We start from the raw sequence: 21,715 nt of genomic DNA on the forward strand, positions 1-21,715 counted from the left end.
GTTGATACGTTTCTGCGGCTTTGTCCAAATCACCATATTGAGCCAAAGCGTTGCCAAGGTTATACAGAGAATTGATGTCCTTTTCTCCTTGTAAGTTATTGATCGCTCCTTGGTAATCACCACTCTCATATTGTGACGCTGCCAACCACGGTTTGTTGTTGCTGAACTTGTCTATTGCAGTCGCATAATCTTTATCTTTAAAGGCGGTATAGCCCTGTTGGTTTTGGTTCTGGAATGCACTATTCAGAATAGAGGCTTGAGCGTCATTCGGATTAAAACCTAATAGAAGCGCCACCACAGGAGCGACAAAAACAACACCCTTGCGAAACAGGGGTAGAAGTAGCAATAAAGCGAAAGGAAGCAACCAATAGCCATTGTTTACTCTCACTTCGACACTTTGTCCGCTTTTTGTATTACTGACCGAATTCAAACCAGGGCTTGGCACTAAACGGCTTATATCCTGATTGTCGCTTCGATACGTTGTGTATTGCCCATGTCCAACCTTCGCAGCCTGCTTGAGGTGAGTAAACTGAGGTTTGGCAACAATGGTATTGTTATCACTATCGGTTAACATTGAGCCATCTGGAACCGTGATGGGCGCTCCTCCGGTTGTGCCAAATGCGAGAACAGAGAGTTTCCAGTGACCGCTATCAAGTAACTTTTCGATGGCGTTTAGTTCGCTTTGGTCTAAGTCATCGGCGAACAGAATGATCTCCCCGTCTGATAAACCTGCTTGTGTCATCATGTCTATCGCTTGTTTTACACCTAGGTCTGCTCTTGCCCCTTGAATTGGCATGATGTCAGGGGAGAGGTTCGCTATTAAGTTGCTTAAGGTTGCGGAGTCTGTGGTCAGAGGGCTTAAGGTATAGGCATCGCCCGCATACGCGACCAGTCCAGTTTGTCCGTCGGCAAGCAGCGGCAGTAAATCCTGAGCTTTATATTTTATCTGAGCTAAACGATTGGGTTTTATGTCATTGGCATAGACTGAGCGAGACATGTCCAGCACCAAAACCCGCGCGTGTGACGACTGAAGGGCAGGTCGTGTTTGAGTCTCAAAACTAGGCCCTGCGATGGCCGTTACCAAGACGAAACAAAGCAGCACGAACAGCCATGAGGACGACTTGCGTGTATTTGCCTGTTGATGCATCGCTTTTGTTAAGTGACTGGCAATAATTGGCGAGTTTGATTGGCGTTTGAATTTAATGCCAGCAACGATAGCAATGGGTAACAGGGACCAAAAGACCTGTGGATAGAGGAATTCAAAACTCATCGCTTTCTCTCCTTAACACCACGATCAACATAACGAGTAACAGGCTTAGTGTTGCAGGGAGCATAAACCACTCGGTTTGAGGTCGCCAAGACTGAGTGGCTTGCTGAACCGGTTGCAGTGAGTTGATTGTGTCGTAAATGGTCGCAAGTTCACTCGCGTTGCGAGCCCTGAAATACTGACCGCCGGTCATATTGGCGATTTTGATCAATGTTTTTTCATCCAAATCTTCAGCGGTATTTACCGTGCGAGTCATAAAAAAATCTTGAACTTGCATTTCACCTGCACCCACCCCAACGGTGTAAATAATCGTCCCATATTTTTTTGCTATTTCTGCGGCTTGAATTGGGTCAAGAACGCCGGCGTTATTACTACCGTCGCTGAGCAACACCATCACCCTTTGAGGCGCATTGCTGTCGACAAACGTTTTTGTTGCCAAACCAATACCGTCACCGATAGCGGTTTGCGTACCAATGAGTTTTAAGACGGTTTGATTCAGTTGAGCTTTGACCGTTTCTCTATCAAAGGTCAAGGGTGTCTGCAAATAAGCATGATCGGCAAAATAAACCAGACCAACGCGATCGCCTTTACGCCGGTCGACGAAATCAGACACCACATGCTTAACAGCGCTAAGCCTGTCAATATAATCATTGTTGTAGGCCATATCTCTCTGACTCATAGAGTAAGAGAGGTCAATGACCAGCATCATGTCTCTATGCTTAGGCTGAATTTCAATCGGTTCTCCATACCAAACAGGTCTAGCCGCAGCACAGATTAAGCTCACCCAAGCCAAAATGGCGGTGAGCCTGATGAGCTGCTCTTTTTTTCTACTGGCTGCAGGGAGTCCAGAAAGGTGGGGCAGAGTGACCGCAGCGTGAGGGCGCTTAGCCTTTAGTAACCGGTAAGCGATATAAGGTAAAGGTAACAGCAAAAATAGCCACCACCATTCAAATGTAAACGCACTCATGATGCTGCCTTCCAATTTAGATATTGTTTTTTTGGCGGCAAGGCGTGGTGAATCCAAAAGGCACAGTCTGCAACCAAGTCGCGACGGTCTTCTTCGGTAACCTCAGTATGAGTATACAATGCAGCTTGCCACGCCATCTCTTTAGGTAAGAATCTCGGAGATGTGAGCTGAGAATCTAAAAAGCGCCACCATGATGTTCCTGTAAGGTGCGCTACTTCTTTACGTGGGTAATAGCTGAGCACAGCTTGACGTAGGATCTCGTTAGCAATAGAAGGCGTCAGTGTTTCGGTATTACTTTTTAGCATTTTTAGCGCTACTGCTTTCGCACGCTGACGCTGTCGCGTCTTAACGACATATATAACGACCAAAATAATGGAAAGTAAAATAATACATATGACAAGCCAATACCCCCAAGGGAGAGGCCACGCAACAGGCTCAGCGGGTAAATGTAAGGGCTTTAACGGTAAAGTTTGAGGCTGACTTAGCTGACTCATAATTCACTACTTAAGATTCGACATAGATAACTGTTGTAGAAGAGGCGTACCACTCGATATTTGAGATAACGCAATCCCATATTGGCTTAGTTTTGTGGCAAGCAGAGATTGCTGATGTCTAAACATGGAGCCAATGGCATTTTTTGCCTCTTTGTCTGAAAAGTTGATAGATAAAAGCTCATTTCTCCCCATCACACTTTGAATTCCTTGTGCTTTTGTTTCGCCAAGTTCAATTGGATCGTAGACTTGGATCGCGCGGACTCGATTATGTCTAGCTAACTTAGTAATAGCGTTGATATCATGATCCGAAATAGAAGAGAAGTCACTTAACAAGATAACTTCACTCCCTTTATTACACAGATTAGACAGAATCTTATACGGGTCTTTGCTTAGTTCCGAACGGCTGAAAGACTGCTCGCCAGAGCTTATAGTGTCGCTAGGGTGCAAACCTTTGTTGTGAGCTTCCACAAGGCGATTCAGCATTTGATAAAGCGACGCCTTCGAGTTCGATGGGCGAATTTCTATCACACCATGATGGCTACGAATCACGGCACCAACACGATCTTTACTATTAATGGCGACCCAGCTTAACAAGCTTGCTAAATGGCAGAGCTGCACGGATTTAAGGAGTAATTGCGTTCCTGTATACATACTAGACGTAAGATCGATAAACAGTACGACAGGTCGCTCACGCTCCTCGGTAAACAATTTCGTGTGCACTTTTCCAGTACGAGCCGTGACTCGCCAATCAATTTGACGAACATCGTCACCTGGCTGATATTGACGAACCTCGGAGAATGTCATTCCCCGTCCTTTTCGTGGACTGGTATGCTGACCATTTAGTTGCGACCAGAGGCTTTTTGCAGGAGGTTGCCAACGTTTGCCATGGGTTTGATAAAAACAGAGTTCCGGTAATGAGACGAAAGCGCCGTTACATTGAGTGGGAAGGTCACCCTTTGCAATGGCGTCCTCGAGTATGCGATCGTTTACTGTATTTTTTCGAAACCGATTAGCGAAGTTAAATTTCGCAAACATACGTTAATCCACCTATGCTGAAGCGACTGTTTTCAATAATTCGTCAATAATTCTATTGCCATTGATCCCTTCTGCTTGAGCTTGGTAAGAGAGTAAAAGACGGTGGCGAAGTACTGGGTAAATCACTTCATGAACATCTTCTGGGCTAACAAAATCGCGTCCAGACAACCAGGCGTGAGCTCGCGCAGCCCTATCTAGAGCTATTGTCGCTCGTGGGCTGACACCCATTTCTATCCAGTTGGCGAGTTTGTCACTATAGGTATTTGGAGAGCGTGTCGCCATAATTAGGCGGACAATATACTTCTCTATCGATTCCGCCATATGAATCGAGAGTACTTGGCGTCGGGCTTCAAAAATCTCTCGTTGAGAAATTCGACTGTCGAAGTGGTGGGTTTCACCCAGCGCCTCTCCACGATTAAGTCGCAAGATAGCCAGTTCGCTCTCAGCGTCCGGATAGTTAACTTCTAGATGAAGTAAAAAACGGTCCAGTTGAGCTTCTGGTAAGGGATAAGTACCTTCTTGCTCAATCGGGTTTTGTGTCGCCATAACCAGAAACAGCTCCGGTAGAGGGTAGGTGGTTTGACCTACACTAATCTGTTTCTCAGCCATTGCTTCGAGCATCGCTGCCTGCACTTTTGCAGGCGCTCGATTGACTTCGTCTGCCAAGATAAGTGAGTGAAAAATGGGGCCAGATTTAAATTGGAACTCGCCAGTTTCGGGGCGATAGATGTCCGTTCCGGTTAAATCCGAAGGGAGTAGGTCTGGGGTAAACTGAACCCGGTGGAAACTGCCTTCGATGCAATCGGCAAGAGACTTAACAGCACGTGTTTTTGCAAGCCCCGGAGGGCCTTCTACCAATATATGTCCATCAGCGAGCAAAGCAACCAGAAGCTGCTTTACAAGGTTGTCCTGACCAATAACCTGAGATTCTAGGTAGCGTTGAAGTTGTTGGAAAGACTGTGCTGGCATGATGGTGATTCCTTATAGCGAGCATTGAGATAAATAGATAGATGGATAACTAGCATAAAAGTTCCGTTAGTAATGTCATTGTTTTGTCATTGCAATCAAAACGGATACCTTATTGTATAGCAGAATTCGGAACACATTCCCTATACCAAGCGGAAAGCCTTGTATTGGAAGGGAAGCAAATTGCAGCTAGGATATGGCATGAATCAAGCAAAACAAGTAAACTGTCGGCAAGATTTAGCATTTAAATAGGTAATGTGTTATGAGTGATTTTGAGAAAGAACTAGAATTGATGTCTTCTCAAGCGGAGTCTGAATCTGAAGTGGCTCTCCCTAGCATTGAAGAACAGCGTGAAATTGCCGCGGAGCTGAAAAAACTTGAAGCAGAAGGTAAATTAACTCCAGAAGTTCTTGAAAAGTACTTTGGTCAATTTAACCAAAAGAGCCAGACTCCAATTCACTAAGCTATCCATTAGCCCCTGTACAGAAATATCTTACGGGGGTTGTTATTTTCTAATCCCCCATTTTATCTTCCTTCCCACCGAACTTTTTAATTAGTAATTGAGACCGATATCTCAAAACTTAATATATCCCATTAGGCATAGCTAAAACTGCTGCTTTTCTCAAAATTGAGACTTTATATGCAAGCTGTTGTTTTGATGGCAGGTTGGTGCTATGCAATCGATTTCATTCGGTTTTTGAACTATTGACGAATGAGTGTGCATAGAATTGAATATTAACTTTGGATTTACTTTTCAAAACAAAAATATTCACATGGAGTGACTTATGGCGACCTCGGTAGAAGGAAACCAACGAGCGGTTCTGTTGGCAGAAAATAACTTACAGTCGAGTTTATTAATAGAGTCGATTGAACAACAGCTTAATATTGAAATTCGGCTTATTTCCCCTGAACGTATCGGTCAACTTCGACGAACCACAAACGACAATCGTGTCGACCTCATTATTATCAATTATCCAACGATGGGACATTGGACTGTGCGGCAATATCATGAGGTAAGGGATGTGTTTCCAATAGAAGCCCAAGAAGTATTAATCAATACTTCTCCGGGTATTCGTCAATCCGAAATGCTTCGCTGGCAGCGTCTGGTTGGAGTGTTTTATGCTACCGACAATTTGGAAAGGCTTATTACCGGCTTTAAATGCATACTTAATGGTGAGATGTGGATGAGCCGAAAGCTAGTGTACGAGTATATTAAACTCTATCTAGGTAAACACAGCCGTACGCCCAACCCTTACTACACCCAATTAACTAGACAAGAACAAGAAATTATTAAGCTTTTGGGCCATGGGGCTTCAAACACACAAATAGCACAAACGCTATTTGTTAGTGAGAATACAGTCAAGGCACATTTGCATAATGCTTTGAAAAAGATAAAGGTGAATAATCGTCTGCAAGCTCGTATTTGGGCGAAAGGTAACATTACCCCCCGCGAACTCGCATAGTTATTCTTTTCTTACGTTAAACGTTAACCCGCCTGAATTGGCGGGTTGGCGATATGAATCTAATGAAAGTCAATATTTAGCTTGGTTGCTGTGGATGTTGGTCTAATATAATTTGTATCTTGGTCGAAATAACAATGTGGAGTCTAGGAAAGGATTGTTATAAAAATGGAGTAATCTCTTCCCGTTCAATTTAAATCTTCTCTAGCCACCTTTGATTTCACTCGAATTAGATAACGACGTAATGTGTGCGTATTTCACTATTTTGAGCTTGGCACACTATGAAAAACATCCTGTTATATCTAGCTTTAAGCCTTTTCTCTACGGCAGTCTTTTCTATTCAGTTTGAGAAAGGTAAGCACTACGTTACGTTACCTCATTCACCCACAATAGACGCTCAGGTCATGTTATTTCACTCTCCTTACTGTGGTCCTTGCGCGATGGTACACAGGCCATTAGTGGAGATGGTACAAAAGCATGGTTTAATTTTTAACGAAATTGTAGTTGGTATGGGACCTGTTGGACGCGATGTTCAAGAAGCCTTTGTAGTCGCTCAAGGGCAGGGCACTGAACAGGCCTTCATTGAAGAATTGATTCATAGAATTCACTTCAGACGAGATCAAACACCGAAGTTTCGCAGCGATATTGCTGATGTTCTCGAGGTGTGCGGTGTTAACTCTCAATCCTTTGAACAACGTTGTAATCAAATACAAGATAAAGTGGAAGATTTTAATAGCTTAATAAAAGAATATAGGATTCGCGCTACACCTACGATAGTTGTCAACGGTAATCAACAAATCGTATTGCATCAATTGAGTAATTTAGAAGAGCTGGAACGTCTGATTGTTGAGTTGACAAGTTAATGGCACAAGATACGTCTATCGCTTTATTAAGTGCGTTGATTTTTGTGGCACCTATGCTTCTGAGCTGGAACAGGTTAAGCCGTTTTTGGGTTATTGGGTTTAACTTGTTAGGTGTGGCGTGTATTTGTACCGCCTACCACTATTGTTATCATCCTTTAGTGTGCTTACCCTTCTTTATGTTTGGGCTGACGTGTTTGCTGTTGGCTTTGTTGTTAATGATGGTTAATGGGGATAAAAAATCCCCCTATCTTATTGAGTAGGGGGATTGCTAGTCATTAGAGGTGGGTATGCTGGATAGCCAGAGGGTTACACACCAGCTTCTTGATACAAACGACGACATGCCTTACCGTCACTATGGAACAAGTGGCAGCGATGCGCAGGAATACCAATCTTGATGCGTTCTCCAACTTCTACGTCTAGAGTATCTGGCTGGCGGTAAATAACGTCGGCGTCAGCGCTTTCTAGGTTTAGATAAACCTGTGTTTCGTTGCCTAACTTCTCAACGATCATGACTTCGCCTTCGACTTTTGCATCACCATCTTCTTCAGCGACTAAGTGTTCTGGACGTATACCCATAGACATACGATCGCCCTTGATAACTGTTGTGCCATCCACAGGGATCCAGAAAGAATCACCATCAGAAAGTTGCACTTTCACACGTTCTGCTTCGACTTCTTCGATGAATACACTGATGAAGTTCATTTTTGGCGAGCCGATAAACCCAGCAACAAAACGGTTATCAGGGTAATGATAAAGCTCTAGTGGTTTACCCACCTGTGCCACATAGCCTGCGTCCAGAACCACGATCTTGTCTGCCATCGTCATCGCTTCCACCTGATCATGCGTTACGTAAATCATGGTGCAGCCCAGTTGACGTTGCAGTTTAGTGATTTGTGAGCGCATATTGACGCGCAGTGCAGCATCAAGGTTAGACAACGGTTCGTCTAACAAGAATACATTTGGTTGAGAAACCAGAGTACGACCGATGGCCACACGTTGACGTTGACCACCAGAAAGTGCTTTAGGTTGACGTTCAAGCAGATGACCTAATTGAAGAATTTCGGCAGCATGTTCAACACGGCGATCGATTTCTGCTTTATCGGCTTTTGCCAGCTTAAGACCAAACGACATGTTGTCATATAGATTAAGGTGAGGGTAGAGAGCATAAGATTGGAATACCATACCTACGCCGCGCTTAGACGGTTCAACGTCATTCATGCGCTCGTCACCGATATACAAATCACCGGACGTGATGTCTTCTAAACCTGCGATACAGCGTAGTAGAGTTGATTTACCACAACCTGATGGACCCACGAAGACAACGAACTCGCCTTCATTGATTTCTAAGTCGACATTCTTGGAGATCAGTACGTCGCCGTACGCTTTACTAACATTTTTTAACGTGACACTCGCCATGTAGCTCGTCCTCGATTCATTTTTATATCTTTCTGCCGAACATTATAGAGATAAGTCGACAGCTAATAATAGTAGGAAATTGGTAAGTGATTAGGGTATTGCACGACTTTGTGTAAAGGCCTCGCCCTTTGATTATCGATCTTGCCCTTTTATGGAAAGAAAAAAGGGCGGCGCAGTACGATATGGCGCCACCCTCAAAGCCAAAACTTCGCTAGTATCCCCCGCCAAAAATTGAAATTCTCCCCCGTAACATTCATTACCACTAGTATTTCAATTTATGGCTACTTGGCGAGTCTGGCGATGCAAATCCAGCATGTGTTTCGTATGAAACGCAAGGAGCACACAGCTCTTACTGGTAAAGGGTTCTTACCATCCACTCTTGGATGACTGCAGTTTCCTAGATTGATGTGCATCGTACATCCTCCCGATAAAAATAAATGTGGGGGGAGTAGGAAAGGAGGAGGGGTTGGGGGAGTAGAAATGGCATATGAGATCTAGTTCAAATAATTACGTCTGATAATGGTGAAACATGTCACAACAGAAGATTGTTTTGTGATGTTGATCTATAGTCTTTGGCGATTGAGATCACGGAAATCACCGCTACTCCAAAGGGCGTAGAGAGTAGGAGGATGAGACTAGGCTGTATTTTTTAGATGATACTGTTCGAAATTCAGGAAAATCCTCTGGATAACCCTGCGATCAAAACTATAAAAAGGATATGAACATGAAAAAAGCCCTAAGCACTGTCGCGCTAGGTACTCTAGTTGCTCTTGGTTCTTTTGGTGCAAATGCTGCTATCGAAGAAGGACAACTCACTATTTGGATCAATGGTGATAAAGGTTATAACGGCCTTGCAGAAGTAGGTAAGAAGTTTGAAGAAGACACAGGCATTAAAGTGACAGTTGCTCACCCTGATGGTCTTGAAAGCCGCTTCCCTCAAGTTGCAGCGACGGGTGACGGTCCTGATATCGTGTTCTGGGCTCACGACCGTTTTGGTGAGTACGCTCAAGCGGGTTTGCTTGCTGAAATCAAACCTTCGAAAGAAGTTAAAGAAGGCATTATTGATTTTGCATGGGATGCAGTGAAGTACGATGGCAAAATCATCGGTTATCCAGTTGCGGTTGAATCCCTTTCCCTCATTTACAACAAAGACCTAGTTCCTAACCCACCTAAAACATGGGAAGAGATGGAAGCATTGAACGCGAAACTTGCTAAAGAAGGCAAGACAGCAATCATGTGGAACCTAAAAGAACCGTACTTCACTTGGCCACTAATGGCTGCGGATGGTGGATACGCATTCAAATATAACGGTGGCTCTTACGATGTTAAAGATGCCGGTATTGCGAAAGAAGGTGTGAAAGAGTCACTATCGTTCGTCAAAGGTCTTGTGGATAAAGGCGTTATCTCGGCAGATATGGATTACTCTGTATCAGAGTCTGCATTCAACCAAGGTAAGACTGCGATGACGATTAACGGCCCTTGGGCTTGGGCAAACATTGAGAAGTCAGGTATCAGCTATGGTGTTGCGACGCTTCCTAAATTCAATGGTCAAGCTTCTAAGCCTTTCGTGGGTGTACTAACCGCGGGTATCAGTACAGCGTCACCTAACCGTGACCTAGCGGTTGAGTTCCTAGAGAACTATCTACTAACCAACGACGGTTTACGTGAAGTAAATAACGATAAACCACTTGGCGCTGTAGCACTTACTTCATTCCAAGAAGAACTTGGTACTGATGAGCGCATTGCTGCCACTATGGATAATGCGATGAACGGTGAAATCATGCCAAATATTCCACAAATGAGCTCGTTCTGGGCATCGGCTAAAAACGCAATCATTAACGTGGTTGATGGACGTCAAACTGTTGATGCTGCGCTAACTGACGCAGAAAATCAAATGACGAAGTAACCATAACTTTAGCTCTACCCTTTTAAGGAGGGGGCGACCCCTCCTTCATTTCTATTTTTGTATTATCGCTAGCAGGTCCGTTTATGCAGTCAGTTCAAGGTACAGATGCCATGTCAGCAGCCGCCGCTACAGTTCCAAGTAGCAAGAAAGTATTCATTAAGTGGGGACTTCTTGGCTCAGTAGGTCTAGTGAACGGTTACGCGACCATTCTTATGTATTCACGCGGTGAGCTTGCCTTTGCTATGCTTACTGTGATCTTAACCGCTCTGGCACTCTATATTTTCGGCAGTAAGAAAACTTACGCGCACCGTTATATCTATCCAGGTATTGCGGGGATGATTCTTTTTATCCTTTTTCCATTAGCGTATACCGTCGGACTCGCTTTCACTAACTACAGTGCGAAAAACCAACTCTCCTTGGACAGGGCGCAAAGTGTTTTAACGCAGCGCACATTCCAGAGCGGTGAAAGCTTCTCTTTTGAACTGTATAAAACCAATAATGGACATCGTATTTACGTTAAAGATGGTAGTCAGTTGCTGGTAACACCAGAGTTTGATATCTCGAGCCCTAAAGCAGAATACGATTTGTCGGAGGTTCAATCTCAGGCAGGTGATAAAGAGAAAATTAAAGCGATCATTCAAAACCGTTCAGCATTGAGCGCGATTGACCTTCATATGCCCGACGGGTCAGATATTCGTATGAGTGGTCTGCGCAAATTTGCGTCAGTACAACCGCTGTTTAGCAAGATTGAAGGCACAAACGATCTGCTGAACAACAAAACGGGTGAGACGTTCCGCCCGAACATGGAAGTTGGTTTCTATCAGCCTATCGATGCGAACGGAGAGTTTACTGGCAATACGGTGTCTCCAGGTTTTATCGTTGATATTGGCACGCACAACTTTGAACGTGTTTGGAAAGACGATGGCATTAAAGAACCGTTCATCAGCATCTTTATTTGGACTGTGGTTTTCTCAGTACTGACCGTTGTGTTCACATTGGTGATTGGTATGGTACTGGCAAGTGTTGTGCAGTGGGAAGAACTAAAAGGTCGTGCTGTCTATCGTGTGCTACTTATCCTCCCATATGCGGTACCAGCGTTTATTTCGATCCTTATTTTTAAAGGTCTATTTAACCAAAGCTTTGGTGAAATCAACATGGTGTTGCAGAGCATCTTTGGTATTAGCCCAAGTTGGTTCTCTGATCCGATTCTTGCGAAAACCATGGTATTAATCGTCAACACATGGCTTGGTTTCCCTTACATGATGATCCTATGTATGGGTCTATTAAAAGCGATTCCTGATGATTTGTATGAAGCATCGGCGATTGATGGTGCGAACTTTATTCACAACTTCACACGAGTTACGCTACCGTTGATGATTAAGCCGCTTACGCCACTATTGATCGCAAGTTTTGCTTTCAACTTCAATAACTTCGTAATGATTCAGCTATTGACTCAAGGTGGTCCTAATATGATCGGCACCTCTGAGCCTGCTGGTTATACCGATCTGCTTGTAAGCTACACCTACCGTATTGCATTTGAAGGTTCTGGTGGTCAAGACTTCGGTCTAGCAAGTGCGATTGCAACGCTTATCTTCCTATTGGTTGGTGCGTTAGCTCTACTCAACTTACGTTTCACTAAACTTGAGCAAGATTAAGGAATATCACGATGGCAATGGTACAAGGTAAATCATTAAAATACCGAGTGTGGGCAACCCATATTGCGCTTTGGGTATTCCTATCACTTATCATCTTCCCACTACTGATGGTAATCGCAATCTCTTTCCGTGAAGGTAACTTTGCGACGGGCAGTCTGATTCCAGATAATCCATCGCTTGAACACTGGAAACTGGCGTTAGGGTTATCTGTGACCAATGCAGATGGCTCAGTCACCCCACCGCCATTCCCAGTACTCACCTGGCTGTGGAACTCGGTAAAAGTTGCAGGCATTTCATCTATTTTGATTGTGGCGCTATCAACAACCTCGGCGTATGCTTTTGCTCGAATGCGTTTTCCTGGAAAGAGCACCATCCTTAAAGCGATGATGATCTTCCAAATGTTCCCTGCGGTATTGGCGCTGGTTGCATTATATGCGTTATTCGACAAACTTGGTCAGTATATTCCTTTCTTAGGATTGAACACGCATGGTGGTCTAATCTTCTCTTACTTGGGCGGCATAGCACTTCACGTATGGACCATTAAAGGCTACTTTGAAACGATTGATAACTCGCTAGAAGAAGCCGCTGCATTAGATGGAGCGACGCCTTGGCAGGCGTTCCGCTTGGTACTATTGCCACTGTCTGTGCCAATTCTAGCGGTAGTCTTTATCCTATCGTTTATTGGGGTTGTGGGCGAAGTACCGGTAGCATCACTACTGCTTTCTGATGTAAACTCATACACATTAGCGGTTGGTATGCAGCAATATCTATATCCTCAGAACTACTTATGGGGTGACTTCGCAGCAGCGGCGGTATTGTCAGCATTACCTATCACAATCGTATTTTTACTTGCGCAGCGCTGGTTAGTGGGTGGCCTCACCGCTGGTGGTGTTAAAGGATAATAACGATAAGGGTGGCCGTAAGGTCACCCATTTTTTTATCTTGTTTGACACTCAATTGGTTTGGCCGCCGACAAGTCAGATAAGATTGCTGGTGTTACGCATAGCTGGCTGTTACCAGGATTCCTTACTATCACGAATAACAGTTTCTTGTAACCGTTGCCCGAGCGTTGCCTCGGGCGTTTTCTTTTCGGCCCCTCAATGTATGTTACCATCAAACCATGACCTCATAGGAATAGCCGTACAACAGTACATTACCGATTGTTATCATTGACAATTACTGCTGTTAAAAGCATCAGTTGAGACGGGTTGTCATAGGCAGTGTGTGTTTGTTGTGTTATAAGTTTTAACAAACCTGAAATAGGTAGCGAGTTTGTCTTAAAAGGAAGAAGTAGATGACAAAAATCACGGAATCGAAAGCGTTAATCTATTCAGCCGTCGGCGCGGGCATATTGGCGCTGTGGGGTGGTCTTATGGCAATGATTTCGGGCTCAAGTGCCATCTTACTTGATGCTTCGTTTAACCTCTTGTCCGCGGTAGTATCTTTCGCCTCTCTACGCATTGCAAAGTTAACTGAATCAGGGACATCACGTAATTACCCAATGGGCTTTTTCGCCTTCGAGCCACTCATTGTGGTTATCAAAGGTATTACGATACTCATTCTTATCGCGTTCGCTGTGGGTAGTAATCTTCCGGTTATTCTTGCTGGTGGTCGTGAACCGGCGTTAGGCTTAATGGCCATTTACGTTTTTCCTGCTGTGGCATTATGTGCACTTCTTTACTGGGTGTGTCATTTGGGACATAAGCAGTCTCATTCCGATATTTTAAAAGCCGAAAAAAATGCATGGTTGATTAACGGCATTATTTCGGGAGCGATTGGAGTAGCGCTGATTCTAGTGATACTGATTCAAGGTACGTCATTTGGATGGGTGGCGCGCTATATCGACCAGATCTTAGTGGTGTTATTCAGTTTGGCATTTATTAGTGACCCAATTAAGCTGATAAAAAATGGTATGCGTGAACTGACTTTAGCCATGCCGCCGATTGAACATACTAAGCCTATCTATCAAGGATTGAAGGGCTTGGCACGAGACTATGACATCGAGATTGTCGATATCTTTATATCTAAGTTAGGTAGAAAGACATGGGTATCGGTTTATGTTGACCCTAAGCGTGAGTCGATGACTTTTAAAAGCTACGAGCGTTTCGTTGATGACTTGAGAAGTAAGGTTGATAAACCATACGCTATGACAGAGGTCGACGTTATCCTTAAGCGCTCGCCCACCGCTGTGAATGCCGCTAAGTAAGCTCACGACTAGAAGGCGCACATCCGACGTACTGGAGCAGGACATAAAGACTTTCTTGCTCCAGCGCGACACGTTGCAACAGATCAGCAAACACATCGTCACCACCAAAGCACGTTTTAATATAGTGATTGATCTCGTTTCTTTGATAACCTTCCACATACATCGTTCTGATCCATTGATACTCGACTGATTTTAAGTTGGTAAGTGTTGATTCAGTTAACGTGATGTTGTTGAGGGTCAAGCCGAGCTCCTATCTCTTCTGGCATTAAAGTTTGGCGATTACATCAAACTTTAATGAAAGAAAAATGACAGTTGCGTGACTTGACAGTGAATTAACAAACTAGACTATTGATTCAACATTCTGTTTAAAAAGATACATGAGTTCGTGAACGCTGTGCTTGTGCTCACCAAGCTTAGTATAAATACCAATGTTTCCTACTTTGTTTTTATCAATGTGACATGCTGTTAAACCTAAACCCGCTAGCCATTGTTCGGCTCTGTGACTGTATGGCATGACAGCTTGAGTCATGTGGAGCATATCAATACTTGCTAACACCGAATCTACATCGTACACGACCCGCTCTTCTAATGAGCTATCATGAGGTAACCCGTTTGATAAGACAGATTGATGTCTTGGGTGATTCGGTGTTACCCGCAGTAAAGGGTATTGGTCTATCTGTTTTACATCAGTTGGTGTCGTTGCCAACGGGTGTTGTTGAGACACGTAGATCGCTTCGTAGTCTTGAAAAAGGGGGTGGAATGCGACACGGCAATCTTCCGATAACTCTAGAACTTCATGACCTATAAATAAATCTATATCACCGCGTGTGAGATGGCTTAACAGTGATAGATTATTGCCAAACTCTAGATGGAAAGAATTGGCAGGGTTAAGTGATTGATAATCTTCAACAGACTGACGCACAAATCGCTCCCACCATACTTCTCCTGTGCCTATTTTTATCTTACCAAACTGGCGCTGTTGCATGTCGTTAAACTGATGCTTGAGTGAGAAATATTGTTCTTGCTGTTCTTGTGCAAAGGCTCGAAATTTATGGCCGTATGGGGTAAGTTCAACACCTTTTGAGAGTCGATTAAATAACGGTGCTCCCATTTCGGACTCCAGTTTCTTAATCGCAGAGGTCAATGAAGGTTGACTAATAAAAAGCTCATCTGAGGCGCGTTTGATGTTGCCATGCTTAGCAACGGCCAAGAAGTATTTTAGTGATTTGTTGATAGCCATGGTGAAAACCAAAGTGTTATATGAAAAATCTATATGATTATACGTATATTCTATTTTCTTTCCTACTGAGCAATGCGTAGAGTGACGAAATATAGTAAGTGTAATGAAGGATTTGAACATGGAAAAAAGATGGTGGCATAACTCCGTTGTCTATCAGATTTACCCGCGTAGTTTTTGTGACTCTAATGGTGATGGTATTGGCGATCTAAACGGTATTCGTTCCAAACTGGACTATTTGGCCGAACTGGGTGTGGATGTGATTTGGTTATCGCCAGTCTATCAGTCGCCAATGGACGACAATGGTTACGATATCTCAGACTATAAAGCGATTGCACCTGAGTTCGGTACGATGGAAGACATGGAGGCTTTATTGGCTGAGGCCAAAGAAAAAGGCATCAAAATCGTTATGGATTTGGTTGTCAACCATACTTCTGATGAGCACGAGTGGTTTAAACGCGCTTGTGAGTCAAGAACATCGCCTTATCGTGATTACTATGTCTGGCGTGATGCCAAGCCTGATGGTAGTGCGCCAAGTGACTTGGGATCCATTTTTGGCGGTAGTGCTTGGGAATGGCACGAACTAACACAACAATATTACCTGCACCTGTTCTCAAAAAAACAGCCAGATTTAAATTGGGAAAACCCAAAAGTCCATGATGAAGTTCATGCAATGATGAACTGGTGGATAGATAGAGGGATTGGCGGCTTCCGATTAGATGTGATTGACTTAATTGGCAAAGAAATTGATAACGGTATTACGGGGAATGGACCTCGTTTGCACCCGCTGCTCAAACAAATGAACAATGCCACATTTGGTGATAAAGATCTGTTGACGGTAGGAGAGACCTGGGACGCAACGCCAGAGATCGCCAAACTGTATAGTGCAGAAGGTCGTGAAGAGCTATCGATGGTATTCCAGTTTGAGCATATTACGTTGACTTGGACCAATGGTGATAAATGGAAGCCAGCAGCGTTAGATCTAAAAGCATTCAAACAGGTTCTAACCAAGTGGCAACTAGAACTTAAGGAAACAGGTTGGAACTCACTATTTTGGAATAATCACGATTTGCCACGTGCTGTATCAAAATATGGAAATGACGGACAACATAGGGTGAAATCGGCAAAAATGTTGGCGACAGTCTTACATTGCTTAAAAGGGACACCTTACATTTATCAAGGCGAAGAGATCGGCATGACGAATGTGAAGTTTGACCATCTTGAGCAATACAAAGATATTGAAACGTTAAACTTTTATAAGGTGAGAACCGAAGCGGGTGTTAGCCATGAAGAGATGATGGCGGCATTGGCTGAAAATAGTCGTGATAATGCTCGCACGCCAATGCAATGGTCAAATGAAGCCAATGCAGGGTTTTCTACAGGCGAACCTTGGATTGAGGTGAACCCTAACTACACTGCAGTGAATACCGAGCTTGATAGAGCTTCTGATGAGTCAATTTATGAGTACTACAAGGCACTCATAGCTCTTCGTCGTGAATATGAAGCCGTGGTGTACGGCGATTTTACTCCTTTGGTTGAGGAACATGACAAGGTCTTTGCCTACCTTCGTCAGCGCGGCGAGCAAACCTTGCTCGTTGTAGCGAACTTCAGTGACGAAAGTGTCGATATCGATTTAGGTATCGAGACGCCAGATAAGCATTCAACCTTGTTATCAAATACAAACATTGATTTCTCAGATCTGAATCATCTCAGTTTACAGCCTTATGATGCGGCTGTATTGCGTCTTTAGCGCAGCCATGTAGTCAAGAACCGAAAAGGCGAGAACTCAAGTTCTCGCCTTTTTGTGCCAATGGATCAATCAGCTCAATAGGGCTGATTATTCTCAGTGTCGCGCTCTCTATCCACGTCTAATTCGTAAAAGTATGGGTCATAGGTGCAATCGCCAATATCATTCCTAGGACACACATGCTCAGTGTTTCTCTCTATCATTGGGGTGTTACACATAGGGCAAGTACGATCCATTTTCTATCTCCTATAGTCACCTGACGTGATGTTGTGAAGTCTATGCCGCTGCATGTTTATCGTTTAACGGCTGCCTTAACTGCGTTGTATGATCTAAAAAGATCTTCTTGCTACCTTGAAAGGTATAGACAGCCATATAGATGAATTCAAGAGCACATTTTTGAATGAGGTAGAGAGTGTGAACCCGCGTTAATAATGACAAAAGTTCGTTGCATCAATAGCAGATTGAATTTGAGGGGCTTTTTCGAACCTGGTCATGAAAAAGCCCAAATAAGTCAAAATTCGTTGAAATATTTTCTCACAGTAATTAATAGGTCAAGTAAGCTTACTCGTCGGGCTGATTGGTTTTATCATCCACGTAGGGCCAGTAATGATGGCCGACTCTGATCAGAATGGTTGCCGCCGCCAAAACAAAGGCCGCAAGAGATAGCCAAACGATAGGTACAGCGTCTAATTCTTTCATCCCTAGAGTGATATAACGCGCGATAGCCATCATGGCAATATAGATGGGGTAGCGTACCGGAATTTTACCATTCATCACAAACTGCTGAACCATTGCCAGTACTTCTAAATAGATGAACATTAAAAGAATATCGGTCAATAGAACTCGGCGCTCAGTAAATACGTGCATGAACTCTTCAATCATCGCATACAGTGTCGCGAGCGTGATGGCGACCAACAAGACAGCCTCAAGAATATGGAATACCTTTAAAAAAGGCTTACTGAATGATTTTGGTAAATGGGAAGGCATGAAATTTCTTCGATAATAACTGGTTAACCTCTACCTTAGCATAGAAGCGGTGAGCTAGCGTAGTTCTATAGTGGCTAACGGTCAGATATAAAAGCGATTATCCTAAATGGTGCCGAATCGATGGAGAACAAAATCAGCAAGTGATGACGCCGAAGCCGGATGAGACAGAGCGATCAAAAAAGCCCGCTTTTTACGACGGGCTTGACCTACGATCAAATCGGTTGTGACTATCTTAAAATTTGGTTTTCAGCCGTTGTCAGGGCATCTTCAACGGTTTGGCGTCCATTGAGAGCATTTTCAATAGCAGCACCTTCTGAAATCCAATACGTCATCATTTGTGGGATAGCAGGCATAATTTCACCGTTTTCTGCGTTGAGCATTGTCGATTTAATGCGAGCATCTGACTCTAGAGAATTCTGATAGGTTTTAAGCGTTACTGCACCCAATGGTTTATCATTGTTTATCGTTTCCAGTGCCTCATCGGTAAACAGATAGTTCTCGATAAACTCAACCGCAAGATCTTCATTTGGGCTTGCTGAGCTAATACCAGCACTTAAAATGCCAACAAACGGATTGGATTTATTGCCGTCGAGAGTAGGGAATGTCGCAACGCCATAATTTACTCCGGCTTTATCAAGGTTGCCCCAAGACCAAGGGCCGTTGATAGTCATCGCGACATCACCTTTTGCGAACGATGATTCCGCATTTGCGTAATCCATACCAGGGTCGACAATGCCCTGTTTTTTCATATCAAGTAAGAACGCTAGGTTTTTATGTGCTTGTTCGTTGTTGATACCTAGGTCCGCTGCATCGTGACCATTTTCGGTTTTCTTAAATGAGTAGCTGCCAGCTGAAACGATTGGCCACGTGAAATAGGCGTTCTTCACATCCCACATGATGGTCTGTTTGCCTTGCGCTTTCATATTGGCTTGGATAGCGGGAAGCTCTTCCCATGTTTTTGGTGGCTCTGGTAATAAGTCTTTGTTATAAATCAGAGAGATGGCTTCGATTGCTAGAGGGTAGCCAATTAACTTGCCGTTGTAATTAACCGCGTCCCAACTGAAATCAACCAGTTTATCTTGAAACTCTTTGCTTGGTTTTACTTCTCTAAGCAAACCTGCCTCTGCGTAGCCACCAAAGCGGTCGTGTGCCCAGAAAATAATATCTGGGCCATCGCCAGTTGCCGCAACTTGTTGAAAGCGAGACTCTAATGATTCAGGAAACTGAACGCTGACTTTAACGCCAGTGTCTTCTTCAAACTGGCGACCCACTTCGGCTAAGCCTTCATAACCTTTGTCACTGTTGATCCAGATGAGTAGTTCGCCTTCGGTAACCGCAAATGCGGGTGCTGCCATTAACGTCGCTAGTGCCACAGCTGACAAGGATAGTTTTAGATTTTTCATTGTTACGATCCTGACTATTTGTAATGGCATTAGAATAAACCGAATTCCAATTGCAGCAAAATAGCCTTTTTGTCACTAGGTATAGTTTTTATCTATTTCATGGTGGTTAAGTGTGATTTTGGTTGAGACGAATAAAAAAGCGCCAACAAAAAGGTTGGAGCTTAGCTACTTTGGTTTTCGCGACTTAGTTTTGCGTGTTTTCTGTAAGCTGCAAAATATGTGACGTGAGTGGTTTTAATGGGTGTGCTATACGTCCTAGACCGTCTCGAATCTCAACTTCAAATTGTGCGTTTGAGTTTAAAAGATCACGATAAATGTAACATCCATCGGCTAACTTCAGGTTAGAAACTAACTCAGCAGGCAACGCAATAGGTTGAGTGGTGCTGCGGTGAGAATCAAAGTTTAGTAACACAAGAGCGTGCTCTTGGTGAGTATATCGAGCATAACAGTAGAGCTTACTGGCTAGATCACCGTGCGCCACATCGGCATCTGTTCCAAATGGCTGCATATCTCCAGTTAATGCAGGACAGGTGAGCGTAACATTCATCAGTTTTTGATAGTACTGACGCAGTGCCAATTCTTCGGGTGTTGATTGCCCTCCGTCAAAAGCACCATTATTCATCCAGCGTTGGTGGCTGGGAACGCCAATATAATCAAAAATAGATGTTCGAGTAGGCTGTCCAAAACCGGCGAGTTCTACGCCAGCTTCTCCGACTTCTTGACCAAAGTAAATCATCGTAGGAGCATTACTAATCGTCGCCGAGACCACCATGGCAGGTAAGGCGGAGTGTGCGTTGGACGCAAACTCGCTGCACGGTATACGTTGCTCATCATGATTGTCTAAGAAATGAAGCATATGGGGCGCAATATCATATAATTCTTGTTGAATTCGAGTGATATTCTGCGTGTCTCCGTGGCCCCGAATGATATCTTTTAGGGTGTCATAAAGATCAACTTTATCGTATAAAGCGTCCATTTTACCGAGCTGGATATAATCTCGATATAAATGTGGTTGATACACTTCTGCAACCAAAAAAGCATCTGGGTTCATTGCCTTTATTGATGAGTTCATAAAGCTCCAAAACTCTACCGGCACCATCTCCGCCATATCATATCGAAACCCATCGACGCCTTGAGATAGCCAATATAGAGCGATATCGCGAAACTTGGTCCATGAGTTCGGTACCTGTTTATGTTGCCAAAATTCAAAATGCGCTTGGTGCGACTTGTCGCGGTAGTCTTCGGGTAGTATCGGAAAGTCTTTGCTACCATCGGGACGAACACCGTAGTTTACTTTGACAGTTTCGTACCAATCGTCCGAATTGGGCTTGGCTAATCGAGATCCATTACCCGTCCACTTAGCAGGAAACTCCTGATATAGCTCACGAAGCAGAGGATGTTGTTCTCCACCAAGTGGTTGCAGGTGCGCTGGAATATCGGGTAGTTGAAAGGCTTGATCAGGAATATAGTAGAAGTTGTTATCGACCGCGTACTCTACATTCACATCGTCACTCGCACCAAAATCACAAATTCCGGCTGGATTGTTCAAGCCTCGGTATTGTCTTGCCACGTGATTGGGGACAATGTCGATGATGACCTTTAAGCCTGCGTCATGCGTTCTTTGGATAAGAGACTGAAATTCTTGATTACGGTTACTCGGGTTATCGGCAAGATCAGGGTTAACCGAATAATAGTCTTTTACTGCGTAGGGAGAGCCAGCCCTGCCTTTGACAACAGCAGGGTGGTCGTTAGTAATGCCAAACTCAGTGTAGTCAGCGACCAACGCATGATGTGGGATCCCCGTGTACCAAACATGGGTCATGCCGAGGTTTTTAATTGAGTCTAATGCCTTCGAGGTGATGTCACTGAATTTACCCACACCGTTTTCTTGGATAGTGTCGAGTAGACGACACCTGTTACCAAGTGTCGTCCCTCTAAGAACCCAGCATGCAACTTTCACCGCACTAGGCTCAAGCCTTCACGAAGGCACCGATTGGCACCCAGCAACTTATAAAGCAGTGAGAGCAGGCTCGTGCCAAGAGTTACGACATTGCTTCTTTGATTTTCTCTTAGCCAAGTATTCTTGGTATTGAGGATCAAAAGGCG

19 protein-coding genes are annotated in these 21,715 nt (G+C 44.0%); 8 read left to right on the forward strand and 11 right to left on the reverse strand.

Translation table 11 applies throughout. The annotated features are described in order from the left end of the window. From VTH8203_RS10825 to VTH8203_RS10845, 5 genes are all read right to left on the reverse strand, one after another. Window positions 1–1,270, reverse strand: a 1,270-nt coding sequence (locus VTH8203_RS10825; protein ID WP_096993692.1) for a vWA domain-containing protein, incomplete at its 3' end; no start/stop codon positions are given. Then, a complete protein-coding gene (locus tag VTH8203_RS10830; protein WP_096993693.1) occupies window positions 1,260–2,234 on the reverse strand; it encodes a vWA domain-containing protein in 975 nt (324 codons plus the stop codon). The genes VTH8203_RS10830 and VTH8203_RS10825, both read right to left, overlap by 11 nt. Next, window positions 2,231–2,728, reverse strand: a complete 498-nt coding sequence (locus VTH8203_RS10835) for a DUF4381 domain-containing protein (protein WP_096993694.1) — start codon at window positions 2,726–2,728, stop codon at window positions 2,231–2,233. The genes VTH8203_RS10830 and VTH8203_RS10835 overlap by 4 nt, the downstream gene beginning before the upstream one ends. A gap of 6 nt (window positions 2,729–2,734) precedes the next feature. Next, window positions 2,735–3,532 (reverse strand): DUF58 domain-containing protein, encoded by a 798-nt coding sequence (locus VTH8203_RS10840; protein WP_244181195.1) that lies wholly within the window; start codon window positions 3,530–3,532, stop codon window positions 2,735–2,737. 243 nt (window positions 3,533–3,775) lie between these two features. Beyond that, window positions 3,776–4,732, reverse strand: a complete 957-nt coding sequence (locus VTH8203_RS10845) for an AAA family ATPase (RefSeq protein WP_096993696.1) — start codon at window positions 4,730–4,732, stop codon at window positions 3,776–3,778. A gap of 259 nt (window positions 4,733–4,991) precedes the next feature. On the opposite strand from VTH8203_RS10845, the gene VTH8203_RS10850 reads away from it, so the two are divergent. The 3 genes from VTH8203_RS10850 (at window position 4,992) to VTH8203_RS10860 (ending at window position 7,052) form a co-directional block, all read left to right on the forward strand. Continuing rightward, entirely contained in the window at window positions 4,992–5,192 is a 201-nt protein-coding gene (locus tag VTH8203_RS10850) for a restriction endonuclease subunit S domain-containing protein (protein ID WP_096993697.1), read from the forward strand. Window positions 5,193–5,514: 322 nt separating this feature from the next. Then, window positions 5,515–6,192, forward strand: a complete 678-nt coding sequence (locus VTH8203_RS10855; protein ID WP_096993698.1) for a LuxR C-terminal-related transcriptional regulator — start codon at window positions 5,515–5,517, stop codon at window positions 6,190–6,192. Between the two features lie 278 nt (window positions 6,193–6,470). Continuing rightward, entirely contained in the window at window positions 6,471–7,052 is a 582-nt protein-coding gene (locus VTH8203_RS10860; RefSeq protein WP_096993699.1) for a DsbA family protein, read from the forward strand. A 306-nt stretch (window positions 7,053–7,358) separates the two neighbouring features. On the opposite strand, the gene malK is transcribed toward VTH8203_RS10860, so the two are convergent. Beyond that, a complete protein-coding gene (malK, locus tag VTH8203_RS10870) occupies window positions 7,359–8,468 on the reverse strand; it encodes a maltose/maltodextrin ABC transporter ATP-binding protein MalK (protein WP_096993701.1) in 1,110 nt (369 codons plus the stop codon). A 724-nt stretch (window positions 8,469–9,192) separates the two neighbouring features. Here malK and malE (VTH8203_RS10875) point away from each other — a divergent pair. The 4 genes from malE (VTH8203_RS10875) (at window position 9,193) to VTH8203_RS10890 (ending at window position 14,235) form a co-directional block, all read left to right on the forward strand. Next, window positions 9,193–10,374 (forward strand): maltose/maltodextrin ABC transporter substrate-binding protein MalE, encoded by a 1,182-nt coding sequence (gene malE, locus VTH8203_RS10875; RefSeq protein ID WP_096993702.1) that lies wholly within the window; start codon window positions 9,193–9,195, stop codon window positions 10,372–10,374. 83 nt (window positions 10,375–10,457) lie between these two features. Beyond that, window positions 10,458–12,029, forward strand: coding sequence for a maltose ABC transporter permease MalF (malF, locus tag VTH8203_RS10880; RefSeq protein ID WP_096993703.1), 1,572 nt, complete (start codon window positions 10,458–10,460; stop codon window positions 12,027–12,029). A gap of 11 nt (window positions 12,030–12,040) precedes the next feature. After that, on the forward strand, window positions 12,041–12,931 hold the full coding sequence (gene malG / locus VTH8203_RS10885; RefSeq protein WP_096993704.1) for a maltose ABC transporter permease MalG: 891 nt from the start codon (window positions 12,041–12,043) through the stop codon (window positions 12,929–12,931). A 392-nt stretch (window positions 12,932–13,323) separates the two neighbouring features. Then, window positions 13,324–14,235: a cation efflux transmembrane domain-containing protein gene (locus tag VTH8203_RS10890; RefSeq protein WP_096993705.1), complete on the forward strand. Its 912-nt coding sequence runs from the start codon at window positions 13,324–13,326 to the stop codon at window positions 14,233–14,235. Here the strand turns inward: VTH8203_RS10890 and VTH8203_RS10895 are convergent. Beyond that, window positions 14,228–14,476 (reverse strand): hypothetical protein, encoded by a 249-nt coding sequence (locus tag VTH8203_RS10895; RefSeq protein ID WP_096993706.1) that lies wholly within the window; start codon window positions 14,474–14,476, stop codon window positions 14,228–14,230. The genes VTH8203_RS10890 and VTH8203_RS10895 overlap by 8 nt on opposite strands. A gap of 99 nt (window positions 14,477–14,575) precedes the next feature. After that, window positions 14,576–15,469, reverse strand: a complete 894-nt coding sequence (locus VTH8203_RS10900) for a LysR family transcriptional regulator (RefSeq protein WP_370739223.1) — start codon at window positions 15,467–15,469, stop codon at window positions 14,576–14,578. 124 nt (window positions 15,470–15,593) lie between these two features. Here VTH8203_RS10900 and VTH8203_RS10905 point away from each other — a divergent pair, with 124 nt between their 5' ends. Next, complete coding sequence (locus VTH8203_RS10905) at window positions 15,594–17,222, forward strand: glycoside hydrolase family 13 protein (RefSeq protein ID WP_096993708.1); 1,629 nt, start codon at window positions 15,594–15,596, stop codon at window positions 17,220–17,222. A gap of 558 nt (window positions 17,223–17,780) precedes the next feature. Here VTH8203_RS10905 and VTH8203_RS10910 read toward each other — a convergent pair. From VTH8203_RS10910 to VTH8203_RS10920, 3 genes are all read right to left on the reverse strand, one after another. Beyond that, window positions 17,781–18,206, reverse strand: coding sequence for a phosphate-starvation-inducible protein PsiE (locus VTH8203_RS10910; protein ID WP_096993709.1), 426 nt, complete (start codon window positions 18,204–18,206; stop codon window positions 17,781–17,783). 227 nt (window positions 18,207–18,433) lie between these two features. Then, the gene (gene malE, locus VTH8203_RS10915) at window positions 18,434–19,609 is read right to left on the reverse strand and encodes a maltose/maltodextrin ABC transporter substrate-binding protein MalE (protein WP_096993710.1); all 1,176 of its coding nucleotides are present in this window, start codon (window positions 19,607–19,609) and stop codon (window positions 18,434–18,436) included. Window positions 19,610–19,793: 184 nt separating this feature from the next. Then, window positions 19,794–21,569 carry an alpha-amylase family protein gene (locus VTH8203_RS10920; RefSeq protein WP_096993711.1) on the reverse strand — a complete coding sequence of 592 codons (1,776 nt, stop codon included), beginning with the start codon at window positions 21,567–21,569 and terminating at the stop codon, window positions 19,794–19,796. Window positions 21,570–21,715 lie beyond the last annotated feature (146 nt).

Origin of the sequence: Vibrio thalassae (assembly GCF_900089835.1) — a bacterium.
In the GTDB taxonomy this organism is placed as follows: Bacteria; Pseudomonadota; Gammaproteobacteria; order Enterobacterales; family Vibrionaceae; genus Vibrio; species Vibrio thalassae.

Coding starts and splice junctions, on each gene's coding strand:
- VTH8203_RS10860 (WP_096993699.1), top strand. CDS start 6,471: ATGAAAAACATCCTGTTATATCTAGCTTTAAGCCTTTTCTCTACGGCA.
- VTH8203_RS10855 (WP_096993698.1), top strand. CDS start 5,515: ATGGCGACCTCGGTAGAAGGAAACCAACGAGCGGTTCTGTTGGCAGAA.
- malG (WP_096993704.1), top strand. CDS start 12,041: ATGGCAATGGTACAAGGTAAATCATTAAAATACCGAGTGTGGGCAACC.
- VTH8203_RS10850 (WP_096993697.1), top strand. CDS start 4,992: ATGAGTGATTTTGAGAAAGAACTAGAATTGATGTCTTCTCAAGCGGAG.
- malE (WP_096993710.1), bottom strand. CDS start 19,609: ATGAAAAATCTAAAACTATCCTTGTCAGCTGTGGCACTAGCGACGTTA.
- malF (WP_096993703.1), top strand. CDS start 10,458: ATGCAGTCAGTTCAAGGTACAGATGCCATGTCAGCAGCCGCCGCTACA.
- malE (WP_096993702.1), top strand. CDS start 9,193: ATGAAAAAAGCCCTAAGCACTGTCGCGCTAGGTACTCTAGTTGCTCTT.
- VTH8203_RS10910 (WP_096993709.1), bottom strand. CDS start 18,206: ATGCCTTCCCATTTACCAAAATCATTCAGTAAGCCTTTTTTAAAGGTA.
- malK (WP_096993701.1), bottom strand. CDS start 8,468: ATGGCGAGTGTCACGTTAAAAAATGTTAGTAAAGCGTACGGCGACGTA.
- VTH8203_RS10840 (WP_244181195.1), bottom strand. CDS start 3,532: ATGACATTCTCCGAGGTTCGTCAATATCAGCCAGGTGACGATGTTCGT.
- VTH8203_RS10835 (WP_096993694.1), bottom strand. CDS start 2,728: ATGAGTCAGCTAAGTCAGCCTCAAACTTTACCGTTAAAGCCCTTACAT.
- VTH8203_RS10890 (WP_096993705.1), top strand. CDS start 13,324: ATGACAAAAATCACGGAATCGAAAGCGTTAATCTATTCAGCCGTCGGC.
- VTH8203_RS10845 (WP_096993696.1), bottom strand. CDS start 4,732: ATGCCAGCACAGTCTTTCCAACAACTTCAACGCTACCTAGAATCTCAG.
- VTH8203_RS10905 (WP_096993708.1), top strand. CDS start 15,594: ATGGAAAAAAGATGGTGGCATAACTCCGTTGTCTATCAGATTTACCCG.
- VTH8203_RS10830 (WP_096993693.1), bottom strand. CDS start 2,234: ATGAGTGCGTTTACATTTGAATGGTGGTGGCTATTTTTGCTGTTACCT.